The 18,907-nt window shown below is 65.1% G+C and carries 18 protein-coding genes and 2 tRNA genes; 16 read left to right on the forward strand and 4 right to left on the reverse strand.

Features of this window, described 5'->3' with window-relative positions; all coding sequences use genetic code 11:
* Positions 1-528 precede the first annotated feature (528 nt).
* From dnaN to AC3ANP_RS05225, 11 genes are all read left to right on the forward strand, one after another.
* Complete coding sequence (dnaN, locus tag AC3ANP_RS05175) at positions 529-1,653, forward strand: DNA polymerase III subunit beta (RefSeq protein ID WP_488332271.1); 1,125 nt, start codon at positions 529-531, stop codon at positions 1,651-1,653.
* A gap of 47 nt (positions 1,654-1,700) precedes the next feature.
* On the forward strand, positions 1,701-2,585 hold the full coding sequence (gene gnd / locus AC3ANP_RS05180) for a phosphogluconate dehydrogenase (NAD(+)-dependent, decarboxylating) (RefSeq protein ID WP_488332272.1): 885 nt from the start codon (positions 1,701-1,703) through the stop codon (positions 2,583-2,585).
* Positions 2,586-2,607: 22 nt separating this feature from the next.
* Positions 2,608-3,801 carry a DNA replication/repair protein RecF gene (gene recF, locus AC3ANP_RS05185; RefSeq protein WP_488332273.1) on the forward strand — a complete coding sequence of 398 codons (1,194 nt, stop codon included), beginning with the start codon at positions 2,608-2,610 and terminating at the stop codon, positions 3,799-3,801.
* Positions 3,798-4,358: a DciA family protein gene (locus AC3ANP_RS05190; protein WP_488332274.1), complete on the forward strand. Its 561-nt coding sequence runs from the start codon at positions 3,798-3,800 to the stop codon at positions 4,356-4,358. Before recF ends, AC3ANP_RS05190 begins: the two co-directional genes overlap by 4 nt.
* Positions 4,359-4,769: 411 nt before the next feature.
* On the forward strand, positions 4,770-6,857 hold the full coding sequence (gene gyrB, locus AC3ANP_RS05195) for a DNA topoisomerase (ATP-hydrolyzing) subunit B (RefSeq protein WP_488332275.1): 2,088 nt from the start codon (positions 4,770-4,772) through the stop codon (positions 6,855-6,857).
* 53 nt (positions 6,858-6,910) lie between these two features.
* A complete protein-coding gene (gene gyrA / locus AC3ANP_RS05200) occupies positions 6,911-9,619 on the forward strand; it encodes a DNA gyrase subunit A (RefSeq protein WP_488332276.1) in 2,709 nt (902 codons plus the stop codon).
* The gene (locus tag AC3ANP_RS05205; RefSeq protein ID WP_488332277.1) at positions 9,616-10,215 is read left to right on the forward strand and encodes a DUF3566 domain-containing protein; all 600 of its coding nucleotides are present in this window, start codon (positions 9,616-9,618) and stop codon (positions 10,213-10,215) included. Before gyrA ends, AC3ANP_RS05205 begins: the two co-directional genes overlap by 4 nt.
* 97 nt (positions 10,216-10,312) lie before the next feature.
* Positions 10,313-10,386 (forward strand) — tRNA-Ile (locus tag AC3ANP_RS05210).
* 59 nt (positions 10,387-10,445) lie between these two features.
* Complete coding sequence (locus AC3ANP_RS05215; RefSeq protein WP_488332278.1) at positions 10,446-10,562, forward strand: DLW-39 family protein; 117 nt, start codon at positions 10,446-10,448, stop codon at positions 10,560-10,562.
* 71 nt (positions 10,563-10,633) lie between these two features.
* Positions 10,634-10,709 (forward strand) — tRNA-Ala (locus AC3ANP_RS05220).
* Between the two features lie 102 nt (positions 10,710-10,811).
* Complete coding sequence (locus AC3ANP_RS05225; protein WP_488332279.1) at positions 10,812-11,726, forward strand: DMT family transporter; 915 nt, start codon at positions 10,812-10,814, stop codon at positions 11,724-11,726.
* Between the two features lie 12 nt (positions 11,727-11,738).
* Here the strand turns inward: AC3ANP_RS05225 and AC3ANP_RS05230 are convergent, their stop codons facing one another.
* Positions 11,739-12,614 carry a glycosyltransferase family 2 protein gene (locus AC3ANP_RS05230; protein WP_488332280.1) on the reverse strand — a complete coding sequence of 292 codons (876 nt, stop codon included), beginning with the start codon at positions 12,612-12,614 and terminating at the stop codon, positions 11,739-11,741.
* Positions 12,615-12,768: 154 nt separating this feature from the next.
* A complete protein-coding gene (locus AC3ANP_RS05235; protein ID WP_488332281.1) occupies positions 12,769-13,686 on the reverse strand; it encodes a hypothetical protein in 918 nt (305 codons plus the stop codon).
* A gap of 155 nt (positions 13,687-13,841) precedes the next feature.
* Here AC3ANP_RS05235 and AC3ANP_RS05240 point away from each other — a divergent pair, with 155 nt between their 5' ends.
* Together AC3ANP_RS05240 and AC3ANP_RS05245 are read left to right on the forward strand one after the other, a co-directional pair.
* Positions 13,842-14,387 carry a peptidylprolyl isomerase gene (locus tag AC3ANP_RS05240; RefSeq protein ID WP_488332282.1) on the forward strand — a complete coding sequence of 182 codons (546 nt, stop codon included), beginning with the start codon at positions 13,842-13,844 and terminating at the stop codon, positions 14,385-14,387.
* An 8-nt stretch (positions 14,388-14,395) separates the two neighbouring features.
* Positions 14,396-15,277, forward strand: coding sequence for a rhomboid family intramembrane serine protease (locus AC3ANP_RS05245; protein WP_488332283.1), 882 nt, complete (start codon positions 14,396-14,398; stop codon positions 15,275-15,277).
* An 880-nt stretch (positions 15,278-16,157) separates the two neighbouring features.
* Here AC3ANP_RS05245 and AC3ANP_RS05250 read toward each other — a convergent pair.
* Both AC3ANP_RS05250 and AC3ANP_RS05255 read right to left on the reverse strand, forming a co-directional pair.
* Positions 16,158-16,763 (reverse strand): DNA-3-methyladenine glycosylase I, encoded by a 606-nt coding sequence (locus AC3ANP_RS05250; protein WP_488332284.1) that lies wholly within the window; start codon positions 16,761-16,763, stop codon positions 16,158-16,160.
* 119 nt (positions 16,764-16,882) lie between these two features.
* The gene (locus AC3ANP_RS05255; protein ID WP_488332285.1) at positions 16,883-17,137 is read right to left on the reverse strand and encodes a cell division protein CrgA; all 255 of its coding nucleotides are present in this window, start codon (positions 17,135-17,137) and stop codon (positions 16,883-16,885) included.
* Positions 17,138-17,316: 179 nt separating this feature from the next.
* Here AC3ANP_RS05255 and AC3ANP_RS05260 point away from each other — a divergent pair, with 179 nt between their 5' ends.
* Genes AC3ANP_RS05260 through AC3ANP_RS05270 form a run of 3 tightly spaced genes read left to right on the forward strand, consistent with a single transcriptional unit; the run spans position 17,317 to position 18,899 of the window.
* Positions 17,317-18,087 (forward strand): class E sortase, encoded by a 771-nt coding sequence (locus AC3ANP_RS05260; RefSeq protein ID WP_488332286.1) that lies wholly within the window; start codon positions 17,317-17,319, stop codon positions 18,085-18,087.
* A gap of 3 nt (positions 18,088-18,090) precedes the next feature.
* Positions 18,091-18,261, forward strand: coding sequence for a hypothetical protein (locus tag AC3ANP_RS05265; RefSeq protein WP_488332287.1), 171 nt, complete (start codon positions 18,091-18,093; stop codon positions 18,259-18,261).
* Positions 18,258-18,899: an anthranilate synthase component II gene (locus AC3ANP_RS05270; protein WP_488332288.1), complete on the forward strand. Its 642-nt coding sequence runs from the start codon at positions 18,258-18,260 to the stop codon at positions 18,897-18,899. Before AC3ANP_RS05265 ends, AC3ANP_RS05270 begins: the two co-directional genes overlap by 4 nt.
* The last annotated feature ends 8 nt before the right edge of the window (positions 18,900-18,907 follow it).

An 18,907-nucleotide genomic window follows, 5' to 3' on the forward strand; every position in this document is an offset into this window, starting at 1 on the left:
ATAGTTAAGGGGACAACCACGGTTAATGGGCTTAAAACCCTTAAGCCGCCTGTGGATTGCCGGCAGGGCCCAAAAAGTTGTCCCCATCCACACCCTGTTTAAAACCTGGCCACCCACAATCCGTGAACAGGGCTCAACCCCGGATCGGCGGCGCCAAACGGAGTTATCCACAGTTTCCACAGCAGTTATTAACACTACTAATCCCAATTAAATGAAAATCCCTCAAACAACAACTTCCGTTCGCCCCTTCGCCACTGGCCCACACCGGGCCAAAACCGGCCGGCCGACGCCTTGCAGAACCACATGGTTGTAACCCCGGGGATGGGAGAACGCCGTTCTTGGGGCTAAGCTGTCTGCAGTACGTCCGCCCCGGACACCGCCTTGTCATTCGGACCCCAAAAACGGGAGCCAGCGACAGAAGCCGGGGCTGGCCACCAACCTCATCGGCACGTCCGGCAGCATGTTCGGGAACGCCGTGGACCAGTGATGAATAGCGAACTCAGCAGCAATGAAAGGCGGCACCCTTCCGTGAAGTTCAGAGTCGAACGGGACGTCCTGGCCGAAGCCGTGACCTGGACCGCCCGGTCGTTGTCTCCGCGGCCGCCTGTCCCGGTCCTGTCCGGACTGCTCCTCAAAGCCGAGGCCGGCACCGTCAGCCTGTCGAGCTTTGACTACGAGACCTCGGCGCGGCTTGAGATCCCCGCCGACATCAGCACCGAGGGCACCATCCTGGTTTCCGGGCGGTTGCTTGCGGACATTTGCCGCAGCCTTCCATCCGCACCCGTCGACATCGAAACCGACGGCAACAAGGTGACGCTCAGCTGCCGCCGAAGCAGCTTCCACCTGGCCACCATGCCCGAGGCCGAATACCCGCCGCTGCCTGCCCTTCCCCCCATCAGCGGAACAGTGCCGGGAGACTCCTTTGCGCAGGCTGTTTCACAGGTGATTATCGCGGCCAGCAAGGACGACACCCTGCCCATCCTCACCGGGGTGCGGATGGAAATCGAAGATGACCTGATCACCCTGCTGGCAACCGACCGCTACCGCCTGGCCATGCGGGAAGTACCGTGGAAACCAGCAACCCCCGGTGTTTCCACCAGCGCACTGGTCAAGGCCAAAACCCTCAACGAGGTGGCAAAGACCCTTGGAGGCAGCGGCGACATCAACCTCGCCCTGGCGGATGACGACAGCCGGCTGATCGGCTTCGAGAGCGGCGGGCGCACCACCACCTCGCTCCTGGTTGACGGTGACTACCCGAAAATCCGCTCACTTTTCCCCGAGTCAACGCCGATCCATGCCACCGTGCAGACCCAGGAACTGGTCGACGCTGTCCGTCGCGTCTCACTGGTCGCAGAACGCAACACCCCGGTCCGGCTCGCCTTCACCCAGGGGCAGCTGAACCTGGACGCAGGTACGGGTGAGGACGCCCAGGCCTCGGAAGAACTTGAGGCCAACCTGACCGGCGACGACATCACGGTTGCCTTCAACCCGCACTACCTCATCGAGGGCCTGAGCGTGATCGAGACCAAATTCGTCCGCTTCTCCTTCACCACGGCACCCAAACCGGCGATGATTACCGCCCAGCAGGACGCCGACGGAGAAGACCAGGGTGACTACCGGTACCTCGTCATGCCGGTCCGACTGCCCAACTAACCCAGTCGCACGCACCCAAACCACCAGCGCAGAAAAGAGTTCATCCCGTGCACATCGGACTGATCGGCCTTGGAAAAATGGGTTTCAACATGCGTGAACGGATGCGCAAAGGGGGGCTCCAGGTCACCGGATTCGACCGAAACCCGGACGTTACCGACGTCGCCAGCATTGATGAGCTGATCGCAGCCGTCCCGGCGCCGCGGCTGATCTGGGTTATGGTCCCCGCAGGGGAGATCACCAGCGCCGTGATCGGCGAACTGGGCAGCAAGCTCGACGCCGGTGACCTCGTCATTGACGGCGGCAACTCGCGCTTTACCGAAGACCAGAAGCATGCAGCGGCGCTGGCTGAAAAGGGCATCCGTTTCGCAGACTGCGGTGTCTCGGGCGGCGTGTGGGGCCTGCAGAACGGCTACGGGTTGATGGCCGGCGGTGAGCCGGCCGATATTGAGCGCGCCCTGCCGGTCTTCGACGCACTCCGGCCGGAGGGCGACCGGGCGGACAGCTTCGTGCACGTCGGCGGCGCGGGCGCCGGACACTACGCCAAGATGGTGCACAACGGCATCGAATACGGTCTGATGCAGGCCTACGCGGAAGGCTACGAACTCCTCGCGGCCAAGGACATCGTTACCGACCTGCCGGGCACCTTCCGCGCCTGGCAGAAGGGCACGGTCGTGCGTTCGTGGTTGCTTGACCTGATGGTCAAGGCACTCGACGAGGATCCGGGACTCGAATCCATCGACGACTACGTCGAGGATTCCGGCGAGGGACGTTGGACCGTCGAAGAAGCGATTGCCAACGCGGTGCCGGCACCCGCCATCACCGCTGCGCTGTTTGCGCGGTTCTCCTCCCGGGAAGACAGTTCACCGGCCATGAAGATGGTTTCCGCCCTGCGGCACCAATTCGGCGGACACGCCACCCGCGCGGCCAAGTAGTTCCTGGGATCCTGAAGCCGGCGTGTATCTCGAACAACTTTCGCTGACGGACTTCCGCAGCTATGCCCAGGTCGACCTTGCGCTGACACCGGGCGTGACAGTGCTCGTCGGGTCCAATGGCATCGGTAAAACGAACCTGATGGAAGCCATCGGCTACCTTGCGACGCTCAGTTCCCACCGTGTCAGTTCGGACGGACCCCTGCTGCGGTTCGGGACCGAACGGGCCCTGATCCGGGCCAAGCTGGTCCGGGGCCAGCAGTCCACCGTGTTGGAACTGGAAATTAACGGCGGCCGGGCCAACCGCGGCCGCATCAACCGCAGCAACCCGGTCCGGGCCAGGGACATCCTTGGCATCTGCCAGACCGTGCTCTTCGCCCCGGAAGATCTGGCCCTCGTGAAGGGGGATCCGTCCAACCGCCGCCGGTTCCTGGACGAGCTGCTGGTCAGCCTGGTTCCACGGCACGCCGCAACGCGCAGCGACTACGACCGCGTCCTCAAACAACGCAATGCACTGCTGAAATCCGGGCGGGCCGGCAAGTTCACCGCAGGCCATGAAGCGACCCTCGACGTGTGGGACCAGCATATGGCCCGGGCCGGCGCGGAACTCCTGCACGCGCGCCTCGAACTGGTCGAACGGCTGCTGCCCCATCTGGCGAACGCTTACCGCCAGTTAACCGACGGGTCCAAGCCAGCCGGAGCGGTGTATCGTTCCAGCCTGCAGGGGCTGCTTGAGGACGACGGCGAAGCATCCGGCGGCGGTCCGGGCGACGGTGCGGAGGACCTGCGCAGCCTGGACGTGCCCGAACTGACGGACCGCTACGTGCGGGCCTTCGCCGCGTCGCGGCGCAAAGAGCTTGAGCGCGGCATCTCCCTGGTCGGCCCGCACCGGGACGAACTTGAATTGGTCCTGGGGCCGGCACCGGCCAAGGGGTACGCCTCGCACGGCGAAACCTGGTCCATGTGCCTGGCCCTGCGGTTGGCCTCCTACTACGTCATGCTGGACGATACGAGGACCGGAGGGTCCGCGCCCATCCTCATTCTGGACGACGTTTTTGCCGAGCTGGACGTGCACCGGCGGCGTAAACTGGCGGCAATAGTATCCGGTGCCGAACAGGTGCTGGTAACCGCTGCCGTCGACGACGACATTCCGGCGGAGCTGTCCGGGCGGCGGGTGCGGGTCATTCCGGGAGGAATTGATGAGCCGGGGAACCCATGAATAAGGACACCGACGGCGGCCTGCAGCCGGGCCGTGATCCGGACGATATCGATGCCGCGCAGGCGGCCCTGAACCGGATGCGCGATGCGGCCGCCGCGCGCGGCGAAATCCGCCGCAAGGCCCCGCCGCGCCCCGGCTCCGCCGGCAAGAAACCTGCCCGCGGATCCGGGACGCGGGGCTTCAGCCAGTTTCACGGCTCCGGGCGGGATCCCCTGGGGCTCGGCAAAGTCGTGGGACGGCTTGTAGCCGAGCGGGGCTGGAGTTCGCCGGTCGCGGTAGGGTCCGTCATGGCGCAGTGGCCAGCCCTTGTGGGCCCTGAGATATCCGCCCACTGCACGCCCGAGAGCTTCACCGACACCACCTTGCACGTGCGCTGCGATTCGACGGCCTGGGCCACCCAGCTGCGCCTGTTGAGCCTGAGCCTGCTGGAAAAATTCCGGAGTGAACTTGGCGACGGTGTTGTCACCAGCATCCAGGTGCTCGGCCCGGCGGCGCCCAGCTGGCGGAAGGGCTTGCGGACCGTGAATGGACGCGGTCCCCGGGACACCTACGGATAGTGCCCAAAGGGCCGCGCCGGTCCTGGACCTGTTGCACTTCTTCCAAAAGCATTGAAAAAACCGCAAGTGCCGTGTAGGACGCTCCGAGGCCCCGGATCGGTATAGGAACCCAGCAGGAGCACCCCTGGAGCATCAGAGGCGGAGTCAGCGGCCTCCCAGCGGCACTTTGCCTCATGTTCCGGGCCGCCAAATGCGGGGTTCAGCCCTATAACACGGTAGAATCAATATAGATAACTGGGCGCCGGTGAAACGTCGACTGAGTCCGTTTCCGACGCGATTTTTGTGTGCGGAGATCGACTCTCGCGAGTGATGCTGCCAGCGCCATCAGTGACGTGCCTGTTGGCGGAAACCGTTCCTCTCCGGATACGGCGACGGCCGGCCTTCAACGAAGTAGAGGAGTCGAAAGCGCCTGTGGCTACCGACAATACAGATTTCCCGGCAGCGGACCTAACAGTGGAGGACGGCGCGGTGGACGCACCCGCCGCGAGCCCGACCCCGCGTGAATACGGTGCCAGCGACATCACGGTGCTTGAGGGCCTCGAAGCTGTCCGAAAACGACCCGGTATGTATATCGGCTCCACGGGCCCCCGCGGCTTGCACCACCTGGTTTACGAGGTAGTGGACAACTCAGTCGATGAGGCCCTGGCCGGATACTGCACGCATATCGAGATTGTGCTGCAGGCCGACGGCGGCGTCAAGGTGGTCGACAACGGTCGCGGCATCCCGGTGGACCTGCACCCGACGGAGCACAAACCCACGGTGGAAGTGGTCATGACCATCCTGCACGCCGGCGGAAAGTTTGGCGGCGGCGGCTATGCGGTTTCCGGCGGCCTGCACGGCGTCGGTATCTCCGTGGTCAATGCGCTTTCCTCCCGGGTCGAGACCGAGGTACGCCGGCAGGGACACGTCTGGCGGATGTCCTTTGCCGACGGCGGCAAGCCCCAGGGCGGCCTGGTTGAGGGCGAAGCGACCACCGAAACCGGTACCACGCAGACGTTCTATCCGGACCCCACCATCTTTGAGTCGACGGAGTTCGATTTTGAAACGCTCCGGGCCCGCTTCCAGCAGATGGCCTTCCTGAACAAGGGACTGCGCATCACGCTGACCGACGAACGCCGCGCAGCGGCGGAACCGTCCGAGGACAGCGACCTTGACCTCGACGCCGTCGAGACTGAAGGGGAGGTCCCCGCAGACTTCCACACGGTGGTGTACCAGTACGATAACGGGCTGCTGGACTACGTGAAGCACCTGAACTCGGGCAAGAAGGTCGAGGTTGTCCACGAGGACGTCATCGCCTTCGAGACCGAAGACAAAGAACGGCGCATCGCCCTCGAAGTGGCGATGCAGTGGACCAACGCCTACTCCGAGAGCGTCCACACCTACGCCAACACCATCAACACCCATGAGGGTGGAACGCACGAAGAAGGTTTCCGTGCTGCGATGACGTCGCTCATCAACCGCTATGCGCGGGAGAAGGGCATCATCAAGGAAAAGGATGACAACCTCACCGGGGATGACATCCGCGAGGGCCTGACCGCCGTGATTTCGGTAAAGCTCGCAGACCCGCAGTTTGAGGGCCAGACCAAAACGAAACTCGGCAACTCCGAGGTCAAGGGCTTCGTCCAGCGGGTGGTGACGGACGGCCTGGGCGACTGGCTGGAACGCAACCCCAACCCGGCCCGCGATGTTATCCGAAAGGCGATTTCCGCGGCGCAGGCCCGGATGGCTGCCCGCAAGGCGCGCGATAATGCGCGCAGGAAGAGCCCGCTGGAGTCCTTCGGCATGCCCGGCAAGCTCTCCGACTGCTCCTCCAAGGACCCGCAGAAGTGTGAGGTCTACATCGTGGAGGGTGACTCGGCCGGTGGTTCTGCCAAGCGTGGCCGTAATCCCGAGACCCAAGCGATCCTCCCGCTGCGTGGCAAGATCCTCAACGTCGAACGGGCCCGCCTGGACAAGGCGCTGGGCAACGCTGAGGTCCAGTCGATGATCACGGCGTTCGGCACCGGCATCGGCGAGGACTTCGACATGGCCAAGCTCCGGTACCACAAGATTGTCCTGATGGCCGATGCGGACGTGGACGGCCAGCACATCACCACCCTGCTGATGACCTTGCTGTTCCGCTACATGCGGCCGCTGATCGAGAACGGCTACGTGTACCTGGCGCAACCCCCGCTGTACCGGATCAAGTGGTCCAATGCCCCGCATGACTATGTTTACAGCGACCGCGAACGTGACGCGAAGCTGGTTGCGGGACAGGCCGCTGGCCGCCGCATCCCGAAGGACAACGGCATCCAGCGGTACAAGGGTCTGGGCGAAATGGACTACACGGAGCTCTGGGATACCACCATGGATCCGGACCACCGCACGCTCCTGCAGGTGACCATGGACGACGCCTTGGCCGCCGACCAAGTCTTCTCCACCCTCATGGGTGAGGACGTGGAATCCCGCCGAAACTTCATTCAGCAGAACGCCAAGGACGTCCGGTTCCTCGATATCTAGCGCCTTCGCAAAATATTCTCGAACCGGTATATACCTGAAACGGAAAATAGATAATGAGTGACGAAACACCTGAAGTTCCCGCCGACAACGGCACGGAACCCGTGCTCGAAGGCGAAGTGCTGGACACCGACGTGCTGACCGACCGGGTAGAGCAGGTCGACCTGCAGACGGAGATGCAGCGCTCCTACCTCGACTACGCGATGGCCGTGATCGTGGGCCGCGCCCTTCCGGACGTCCGTGACGGGCTCAAGCCGGTGCACCGCCGCGTCCTCTACGCCATGTTCGACGGCGGCTACCGCCCGGAACGGTCATTCAACAAGTGCGCCCGCGTGGTCGGCGAGGTCATGGGCCAGTACCACCCGCACGGCGACACCGCCATCTACGATGCGCTGGTCCGTCTCATCCAGGACTGGACGATGCGCTACCCCCTGGCACTGGGCCAGGGGAACTTCGGTTCACCGGGCAACGACGGTGCCGCCGCCCCGCGGTACACCGAGACCAAGATGGCCCAACTGGCCATGGAAATGGTCCGGGATATTGACGAGGAAACCGTCGACTTCCAGGACAACTACGACGGCAAGAACCAGGAACCGACGATCCTTCCGGCGCGGTTCCCGAACCTGCTGGTGAACGGCTCCTCGGGCATCGCCGTCGGGATGGCCACCAACATTCCGCCGCATAACCTCCGCGAGGTTGCCGACGGAGTCCAGTGGTATCTGGCCAACCCCACCGCCAGCCGCGAAGAACTGCTCGAAGAGCTGATGCTGCGGATTAAGGGACCCGACTTCCCGACCGGTGCCACGATCCTCGGCCGCAAGGGCATCGAGGACGCGTACCGCACCGGCCGTGGCTCCATCACCATGCGCGCCGTGGTCAACGTCGAGGAACTTCAGGGCCGGACCTGCCTGGTGGTGACCGAACTGCCGTACCAGGCCAACCCGGACAACCTGGCCATCAAGATCGCCGAACTGGTCAAGGACGGCAAGATCTCCGGCATCGCCGACCTCCGTGACGAGACCTCCGGCCGCACCGGCCAGCGCCTCGTGATCGTGCTCAAGCGCGACGCCGTCGCCAAGGTGGTGCTGAACAACCTCTACAAGCACACCCAGCTGCAGGACAATTTCCCGGCCAACATGCTGGCCATCGTCGACGGCGTGCCGCGCACCCTGAGCCTCGATGCCTTCATCCGGCACTGGGTCACGCACCAGATGGACGTCATCGCCCGGCGGACGCGCTACCGCCTGCGCAGGGCAGAGGAGGAAGCGCACATCCTGCGTGCCCTCCTGAAGGCACTCGATGCCCTGGATGAGGTCATCGCCCTGATCCGCGCCTCCAACACAACGGAGGCGGCCCGCGACGGCCTGATCGAGCTGCTGGCCATCGATGAGCTGCAGGCCAAGGCCATCCTGGACATGCAGCTCCGCCGGCTCGCTGCCCTGGAACGCCAGAAGATCCAGGACCGCCACGCCGAGCTCGAAGCGCTGATCGCGGAGTACACCTCGATCCTGGCGTCCGAGGAACGCCAGCGCGAGATCATCAGCACCGAACTTGCCGAGATTGTCGCCAAGCACGGCGATGACCGGCGGACCAAGATCCTGATGGGCTACGACGGCGACATGTCCATCGAGGACCTGATCCCCGAAGAGGAAATGGTGGTCACGATTACCCGTGGCGGCTACGTCAAGCGCACCCGCAGCGACAACTACCGCTCGCAGCAGCGCGGCGGCAAGGGTATCAAGGGCGCCCAGCTGCGCGGGGACGACGTCGTGGAGCACTTCTTTGTCACCACGACGCACCACTGGCTGTTGTTCTTTACCAACCTGGGCAGGGTCTACCGGGCCAAGGCCTACGAACTGGTCGAGGCAGCACGCGACGCGAAGGGCCAGCACGTCGCGAACCTGCTGGCATTCCAGCCGGACGAGCGTATTGCCCAGGTGCTGGATCTGCGCGACTACCAGCACGCTCCCTACCTGGTCCTCGCCACCAAGCGCGGCCTGGTCAAGAAGACCCGACTGGAGGACTACGACACCAACCGGTCTGCCGGCGTGATCGCCATCAACCTTCGCGACAACGATGAGCTCGTCTCGGCGCAACTGGTGTCCGACACCGACGATCTCATGCTGGTTTCGCGCCGGGGCCAGTCGATCCGCTTCACCGCCACCGACGAGGCGCTGCGCCCGATGGGCCGGGCCACGTCCGGCGTGACCGGCATGAAGTTCCGCGAGGACGACGAACTGCTGGCGGCCGATGTCGTCACGGATGGATCGTTCGTCTTCATCGTGACCGAGGGCGGCTACGCGAAGCGCACCGCGGTCGAGGAATACCGCCAGCAGGGCCGTGGCGGACTGGGTATCAAAGTGGGCAAATACCAGGAGGAACGCGGCCACCTCGCCGGCGCGCTGATCGTGCAGGAAGAAGACGAGGTCCTGGTCGTGATGGAGGGCGGCAAGGTGGTGCGTTCCTCGGTAAGCGGTGTGCCCGCCAAGGGGCGCGACACCATGGGTGTCATCTTTGCCAAGCCGGACAAGAACGACCGGATCATCGCCGTTGCCCGGAACACCGAACGCGGTCTCGAAGGCGAGGAAACGGCCGCGGAAAACGACGCCGAAAATCCAGCCGAAGGGCAGGATGACGTAACGTTGGCTGGAGCTAACGGATCACAAGAGGGGTCCGGAGAGACAGAATCAGTACCGGCCCCGGAGTCAGATGAGTCATCGGACAATGCCGAGCTGGACGAAGACAACACCGGAGGTAACGCGTGAGTAATTCCGACTCATATCCCAAGTCGAGCAGCGGCCCCGGCGGCGCGCGGCAGCCGGCCGCAGCGCCGCGGGTAAACGCACCCTCCCGGCCCCAGCAGCGCCCCGGCGTCGCCACCTCCGGCCAGCGCCCTGCGATGCCGGGCCAGCGGCCCGCAACGGCCGGCACGCGGCCTGCCGCGCCCGGCCAGCGCCCAGCCCAGCCTGGTTTGGTCAAGCCGGCGCCCAAGGCGAAGGTCCGCCGGGCACGGCTGCTGGTCAGCAAAGTGGAACCCTGGTCTGTGCTCAAGATGGCGTTCCTGCTCTCCGTGGCACTGGGCATCGTCACCGTCGTCGCCGCGATCGTGCTGTGGACCGTCCTGGACCTGACCGGCATCTTCGACCAGGTGGACGGACTGCTCGGCACCCTGGCCGGAACCGAGAGCGGCGGATTCGAACTGAAGAAGGTTGCCTCGCTGGGGCAGGTTGCCTCCTTCGCGGTCATCATCGCTGTGATCAACGTCGTCCTGCTGACGGCGCTCTCCATGCTGTCCGCCGTGCTGTACAACATCGCCGCGACCCTCGTCGGCGGCATCGGAGTGACCCTTACCGATGACTAAGGCCCGTGTCTTGCCCCGGAATTCCGGGGAAAGCCCCTCGATTTGAGATCGGGCCGGGATGTGCTGTAAAGTCATATCTCGGCCCGATGAGGCATCGGGGCGTATAGCTCAGGCGGTTAGAGCGCTTCGCTGATAACGAAGAGGTCCCAGGTTCAAGTCCTGGTACGCCCACGGAACCTGTACTGGTTCTTGTAAGGGCCGGATGATTCCGGACCGGAACGGGGGTGCATGTGAAGAAGTTGCTGGTAGTCGCAGCCACGATCGCAGGCGTCCTGGTCTACAGGAAAGTACAGGAGTCCGAGGCCCGGAAAGCAGTTTGGAGCAAGGCAACCGACACGGTTGATTAGCCCGGTTCCCGGACCGGAAAGCCACTATCGGCTCGACGGCACCGGGGTATGATGGACGGGTTGCTTCTTATGGGGGCATGGCGCAATTGGTAGCGCACCTGCTTTGCAAGCAGGGGGTTCGGGGTTCGAGTCCCCGTGCCTCCACCATAGGAAAGAGGTCCCGGCCAGCGGAAACGCTGGCCGGGACCTCTTGCGTTGCCGGACCAGAAGCCCGCCGAATCTCCGCCGGCCGCACACTACTGTGGAAGCGTGAACTTTATCCTCGCCGCCCTGGGCGTGCTTGGCGTCGCCTCCTCCGGGCCGCTGATCGCCGCCACCCTGGGCGCCACCACGGTCAGCGCCCTTGCCATTGCCTTCTGGCGCAACGCGATCGGCGCGGTCGTTATGGCGGGCCCGGTGCTGGTGCGCCAGCCGCGCCAGTTCGGCAGGGTCACGCGCAGCGAGTTCGGGTGGTCCCTCGTGGCAGCACTGGCGTTGGCGTTTCATTTCGCCTGCTTCATCACCTCCCTGCAGCTGACATCGGTGGCGGCTGCGACCGCGCTGGTCTGCCTGCAGTCCGGCTGGATCGCTGTCTTTCAGCTGTTCCGTGGCGTCCGGCACCCCTGGCAGGTCCTTGCGGGCCTGGGTCTCGCCTTCGGTGGGGTCGTGGCGATCACGGGCTTCGACATGGGCAGTTCGTCCGAGGCCTTGGCCGGAGACCTCCTGGCGGTCGCCGGCGGTGTCCTGGCAGGCGCCTACACCCTGGCCGGTGGCAAGGCGCGCCAGAGCATGGGTACGGGCGTGTACACCACGCTTTGCTACGGCATGTGCGCCGTCGTGGTGGCCGGCCTGGCACTGGCCAGCGGGCAGCCACTGACCGGCTTTGATGCCGCCGGCTGGCTGGGCATCGTGGCCGTCACGGTGGCCGCCCAACTCGTAGGCCACACGGCCTTCAACCACCTGCTGGCAACCATGAGCCCGCTGGTGGTTTCGATGATCATCCTGCTGGAGATCCCTGGCGCGGCGTTGCTGGCGGCGGCGTTCCTGGCGGAGACCCTGCCGGCCGGCACGTACGCCGGTCTGGGGATGATCCTGGTGGGACTGGCCGTGGTCGTGCTGGGACAGCGGCGCGGCCGCGCCAACCGGCGCGATGCCGCCCGGCTGGCAGAGCTCGGCGCAGACTAGGCCGGTGGCGTCCTACTGGCCGCCGCGGCGGGCCGGCTGGGCGGTGTTGACGGTGTGGATGGCCCGCAGCAGCTTGGCGGGGAAGTAGACCGAGAAGAAAACCACCATGGGCGCCTTCAGGGCCATCTTCTTGACGTTGTGCGCCTTGTACGTCCGGTCAAAACGGGTGACGTAGTAACGGTAGTCCCGGGGTGAATCCTCAAGCCGGCGGGCCGACATGCCGGACACCATCTGCGGCCAGTACTGGATCCGGAGATCGTGGTCCGCGAGGTGCAGGGACAGATCGATGTCCTCATGCATCTCGTCCTTCTCGTCCCTGCAGGTCTCCAGCCGGATCGCCTCCCAGGCCGAGCGCCGCAGGGCCATATTCGAGCCGAAGAGGAAGTGGTACTGGTGTTTGGCGAGCTTGAGCATCAATTGGCGCATCTTGTCGTCGGCCTTCAGCCCGAAACGTCGCATCGGCATGTCGTAGTAGACGACCGGACCGGTGGCGGCATGCACCGAGGGATCAGCGAAAGCCTTCTGGACCTGCTCCACCCAATCCGGCTCAAGGACAGAGTCAGCGTCGATCCGGCCAAGGATGTCACCGGTGGCGTGGTCGAGCCCGTAGTTGCGCGTGGGGATAAGGCCCTGGTCCTGGCTCTGGCTGAGCAGGACGATGCGGCTTTCGGGGTACTCCAACTGCATCTGCCGGACGAAGGTCGCGGTGCGGTCCCTGGACTTGTTGTCCACCACGATGATCTCGTGGGCCGGAACGGATTGGTAGACGGCGGCGATCAGGCACTGCCGAATGACGCTTTCCTCGTTGTATGCCGGAATGACAATGGAAACCGCCGGCGTCGGCGCGGCGTCGTCTAGGGCATCCGTAGCGGATTTATCGGGTGACATCACCCCAAATTTAGCACTAGGGCTGGACCTTGGAGTCGTCGACGGGCGCAGCCGGCAGGCTGGCTGAGACCAAAGGAGGGACCCCGCCGGTGCTGGGGTCCCTCCTCGGGCTGTTCACCATGACGACCGGCGCGTTCGCCGACCGCTGGCGGGGCTACTTGGTCTTGTCTTCGCCCTTCAGCACGGCGGCGGTGTCTGCAGCGGCGGTCTTGTCGGCACCGTCAGCCTTCGTCGAGTCGGCTTCCTCGGCCACGTGCTTGGACGCCGTCGCGGTCTGGTCCTCGGCCGCGACCGTAGCAGTCCCGGTGCCAGCGGCTTCCGTCGCCGGGCCGTTCGCGTCGTTCACGGTGGCGGCCGGCACCGGGGCCGGGGTCGCCGGCGTCACGGGAGCCGGCGTTTTCCACGGGTCCTCGACCGGTTTGGAGGCCCGCCAGGCAGCGACGCCGGCGGCTGCGGCCGCAGCGATGACGCCGAAAATCAGGAAGCCGCGGTGCTTGGGCTTCTGCGGCTGGGCGATCTTTCCGGTGACGGTGCGGCTGGCTTCGGCGGCCGCGGCATTGACCTGCTTGCTGGCGGACTGCACCTGCTCCTGGAGGTTGCGGATCACGCCGGAGTCAACCAGCCGCTGCGCCACGGCGTCGACGTGGGCCGGTGCGCCTTCCAAGGTGCGGTGCACGGCCTCGGAAGCCAGACCGATCTGGTCGGAGAGCTTGGGCAGGTAATCGGCGACCACCCGGTCCCGGGCGTTGGCGATCACCGGGGTGGCCTTGTCCAGCGCGTCGTGCAGCCGGGGGGTGGCACTGTCGACAGCGTCGTGGAGTTTCGGGGCCAGTTGTGCGAGGCCGTCCTGCAGCCGCGGGGTCACCGTTGCCACGCCGTCGGCCAGATTGTGGGCCGCGGACTTCAGGCCCTCCTGGATCTTGGGGGAAGCGGTGTCCAGGCCCTGTTGCAGGCGCGGAACCGCCCAGTCAACAGCGGCCTCCACCCGGGGGGTAGCCCAGTCCTTGGCATTTTCTACTGCGCTGCTGACTGAGTTCTCCAAGTCGCGGGCAATACGATCCGTTTTCTTCACAACTACCTCCCGATTAATGTGACGGTTCTGCAGTTAGCCTACGTGTCCGGGACCTCACCGGCTATTCTTCGCCCGGATTTCCGCCTGATTTCACCCAGCGCGGAACTGACCGCGGGGCCCTGTGCCGGGGTCCCCCGCGTGGAAGAATAGGGCCCATGACTGCCATCGCAACCGCAAAAGCAACCATCCACACAAGCCTCGGCGACATTGTCGTCAACCTCTTCGGCAACCACGCGCCGAAGACCGTGAAGAACTTTGTCGGCCTGGCCACCGGCGAGCAGGCCTGGACCCACCCGGAAAGCGGTGAGGACAAGACCGGCACCCCGCTGTACAACGGCACCATCTTCCACCGCATCATCAAGGACTTTATGGTCCAGGCGGGCGACCCGCTGGGCCGCGGTACCGGCGGCCCGGGTTACAAGTTCGACGACGAGATCCACCCGGAACTGACGTTCAACGAGCCCTACAAGCTGGCCATGGCCAACGCCGGTATCCAGATGGGCCGCGGCACCAACGGATCGCAGTTCTTCATCACCACCATCCCGACCGGGTGGCTGCAGGGCAAGCACAGCATCTTCGGTGAGGTAGCGGACGAGGAATCCAAGAAGGTCGTAGACGCGATCGAGGGCGTCCGCACCGGCATGGGTGACCGTCCGGTCGAGGACGTTGTCATCAACAGCATTGACGTCGAGCAGCTCTAGCTCCTGCCATGAGCTACGGAATTCCGGCGGCAGAGCCGTCCGCGCAGATCCCGGTGTGCCCCCGGCACCCCGACCGGCCCGCCTATGTGCGGTGCCAGCGTTGCGGGCGCCCTGCGTGCCCGGACTGCCAGCGGGCGGCCGCCGTCGGATTCCAATGTGTTGACTGCGTCAACGAAACCAAACGCACGACGCCGGGCGTCCGCTCGGCTTACGGCGGCGCCGTTGCCGCCGGGAAGCCTCTGGTGACCCTCGGGATCATCGCCGCCTGTGCCCTGGTGTACGTGCTGCAGTGGATCGTCCCCGGCCGCGCCGTGGAGCAATACTTCGCTTTCGCATCCGTGTACGCCGCTCCCCAATTTGGCGAATTCGAACCCTGGCGCATGGTCACCTCGGCGTTCCTGCACTCGCAGGACTTCATTCTCCACATCGTGCTGAACATGTACATGCTGTGGATCTTCGGACAGGCACTGGAACCGCTGCTCGGGCGCCTCCGCTTCCTGGCCGTCTACCTGCTGTCGGCCGTGGGGGGCTCCGTAGGTTATCTCCTCCTGACGCCCATCCTCCCCCCTTACGGTGTTGAGGGCGCTTCCGGGGCGATCTTCGGCCTCTTCGGCGCGATGCTGGTGGTTCAGCGCCACCGCGGCGGGGATACCAGGCAACTCTGGGTCCTCATCGCCATCAACGGCGTGATCGGGTTCGTCGTGCCGCAAATCGCCTGGCAGGCACACCTTGGCGGCCTCATCACCGGCGCGCTCTGCGCCGCCGTCATCGCCTACGTTCCGCGCGGAGCACGCCGCGGCATCCTCCAGGCTGCAGGGCTCGCGGCGGTCCTGTGCCTGCTGGTCGCGGCCACCGCGCTGCGCGTCGCCGCAACAGCCCTGCCCGCCTAGGCAGCCTGCCCTTCCCGCCTAGGCACCTTGCCCTTCCCCGCCGGTGCATAGGGCTTCCCTCCGCGATGGCGTCAACCGTCGTGCGCACAGGACCACGGCGACCATGACCCCTACACCGCCGCCATGATCCACTGCGGCGACGTCCGGTCGGCCGGGATTTCGGTCAAAAAGAGTTATCCACAGGGTTTATCCACACTGTTGGTAACTTACATCCCTGTAGTTCATCAACGCTTGCCGGATCTGGGCGCCCCACCGGGCAAGTTCTGCAGATTCGGCCGTGCGTTCTCCACATTTGTGGATAACCCTGTGAGCGCTGCCTGTGGTTAAGTGGACAACCGCAGGTCCAGCTACCGGCCGGAGAATGCTGAAGACGGAGCCCGCGCGGCGCCAGGGGCGGTATGGCCCGCTCTCCTACGCTTTCTTACACAGGTTTATGCACAGCGTTAATAACTTGACGCTCCCACTTTCCAGTGGAAAATCGCCGTCAGCGCACCGGCGCACTCCCTCGATGGGTGGGCTGCCACCGACTTTTCCCCAGCTGTGGATAAGTTGTGGGTAGCGGGGTTGTTGTTAAGTGGATAACCGCCCTGCCCCGGACAAACCCGGGGTCTTTGGGCGGAGAACAGGGGTCACCGTTGCCATTTTCGGAGGACCCGCCCCCCGCGACGCCGAACGTCGGGAGGCGGACACAGTTATCCACAGGTAATCCACACTGTTAATAACTCACACCGGTGTAATCCGGGCAGCGCCGCTACCTCACGTGGTTCCGCACGGCCCCGGGCGGCGGACCGCTTGCCGGTCCCGGCTGCGGACAGCGGGGTGCTTCGTCAACACCCTGTGGATAACCGACGCCGTTTTATGCACAGCTGGGGGTCGGTCACTACGCCCGCCAGACGCCCGAGCTGCCGCGGCGGTGGCTGTCCAGCAGATGGGTGTCGACCATCCCGATGGCCTCCATCAGGGCGTACATGGTGGTAGGCCCAACAAAAACGAAGCCGCGCTTCCGCAGGCCCTTGGAGAGGGCGATCGATTCCGGCGAGGTCGTGGGGATTTGCGCCAGGGATGTCGGGTGCGGGGTGGCCTCCGGTTGGAAGCCCCAGACGAAATCCGCGAGTCCGCCGTCGTCCCTGAGCTTTATGGTGGCCCGTGCGTTGGTTATGGCCGCGCGGACCTTCAACCGGTTGCGCACAATGCCGGCGTCCTGCAGCAGGCGTTCGACGTCGTCCTCCCCGAAGGCAGCGACGGTGTCGGGATCGAAGCCTGCGAAGGCGGCGCGGAAGGCGGGCCGCTTGCGCAATATGGTGGCCCACGAGAGCCCCGCCTGGAACGCCTCGAGGCTGATGCGCTCGTACAGACCCTGTTCGTCCCGGACCGGCAACCCCCACTCCTGGTCGTAGTAGTCGCGCAACAGGGGGTCGGTGGCGGCCCAGGCCGGACGGGCGAGTCCGTCCTCACCGATGATGCAGCCGCTGGCGTCCGGTGTCATCTACATCCTTTGCTGGAGGGGGTTTCCAAGCATTATCGCCTGTCCCGGCTGTGGCCCGGCTTAACGCAGCAGGCCGGCACACGGGGTGCCGGCCTGCTGCGGAGTGGGGTGGATCTGGATCAGGAACGCCACCGGGTCGTCATCAGGAAACCAACGATGGCGATGCCGAAGCCGGCGACGATGTTCCACGAAGCCCAGTCCTTGACCGGAAGGGTGCCCTCACTGATGTAAAAAGTAATGATCCAGAGCAACCCGATGATCATCAGGCCGAACATCACCGGCTTGAACCAGACGGCGTTGGGCTTGTGGGCCTGCGTCGCAGAGGTCTGCTGCGCCGCTGACGCAGTCCTCTTTCGCGGCTTCGACTCGGGCACGGGTCCTCCTTGGCGGGCTGGATGCAAGGCGGCTGGGCCGGCTTGATATCCTGCAGGAAGAAGGAACAGCCGGTGGTCAACGCGCGCTTGGTCAAGTTGTTGAATCCTGATTCCAGCCAATTCTAGCTGTAGTTCGGAGCACGCCGGTGCCTCCGCAAAGCCCCGGAAGGAGAACCAGGTTGCGGCAGGAGAAAACGGAACCCGCAGCGGCCCGCGCCCGGCCCGGCGGTGCCCCAACCTCCCGTGCCCTGCACGTTGCCGGGGAATTGTTGCTCACTGCCGGGGTGGTCCTGCTGCTGTTCGTCGCCTGGCAATTGTGGTGGACCAACCTCGACGCCGACGCCCGGCAGCGAGAAGCCGTAAGGGAATTCGCCCGCGGCTCCGGCGCCCCGGGCGGGACGCAGCACGCCGTGCAGGCTGCAGCCGGCGCTCCTGCCGTCGGCGTCGAGCCTTCCCCCGGAAGCACCATCGGCGTCGTCTACGTGCCGCGCTTCGGCGCCGCCTACGCCCGGCCTCTCGTTCAGGGCACCTCTCCGGCGGTCCTGGACTCACTCGGATTGGGACACTACCCAGGAACCGCCATGCCGGGCGCGGCCGGGAACTTTGCGCTGGCGGGCCACCGGCAGACCCACGGCGCCGTCCTGGACAATATTGATGCACTGGTTCCCGGCGACAAGATCTACGTGCAGACCAGGGACGGCTACTACACGTACGGCTACCGCAACAGCCAGACGGTCCTGCCCACCGCGACCGAGGTGCTGCTGCCGGTCCCAACCCGTCCCGCCGCCGAGCCCCGCGAGCGGTACCTCACCATGACCAGCTGCAATCCCCGCTTTGGCTCGCAGGAACGCATCATCGCCTACTCCCTGCTGGAGGGCTGGCAACCGGCAGCCGCGGGTCCCCCGGCCGAGATAGCGGCCCGGGTGGCGCGCACCATGGAAGGCGGGTAGGCCATGTACGGATGGCTTTTCCGCCAACTGCCCGGCCCGTTGTGGCTGCGCGTTGCGACGGCATTGGTCCTGCTGGCCGGCGTGCTGGTATTGATGGTTCAGTTCCTCTTCCCCTGGATGGCGCAATTCAGCCCGTTCACAGACTCGACGATTGGCACGGCACGGCACCCATGAGCACAACCAAGATCCTCGTCGTAGACAACTACGACAGCTTTGTCTACACCCTGGTCGGCTACCTCCAGGAGCTCGGGGCGGAAACTACGGTGGTCCGCAACGACGACGTCACCCTCGCCGAGGCTGTCGAGCTGGCCGAAGCACGGGACGGAATCCTGGTCTCCCCCGGACCTGGCACCCCGGCAGAAGCCGGCATCTGCATCGATCTGATCAAGTGGTGCGGCAGCCACAACAAACCGATGCTGGGAGTTTGCCTCGGACACCAGGCGTTGGCCGAGGCCTACGGCGGCCAGGTCACCCACGCCCCGGAACTGATGCACGGCAAGACATCCCTGGTCGACCACCACGGGACCAGCGTCTTCGCCGGACTGCCCTCCCCTGTCACCGCGACGCGCTACCACTCGCTGGCTGCGGTCCGGGAAAGTATCCCGGCGGAGCTGGAAATCACCGCGGAGACCGGAAGCGGCATCGTGATGGGCCTGCAACACCGGACAGCACCCCTGTGCGGCGTGCAGTTCCACCCGGAATCGGTGTTGACCGAGGGCGGGTACCAGATGCTCGGCAACTGGCTCGAGTCCCTGGGGATGACCGGGGCCGCCGCACGGGCGGCGGTGCTGAGCCCACTCATTCAGCAGTAGGCAGCAGT

It is taken from the genome of Arthrobacter sp. JB02-1C, from assembly GCF_057748045.1.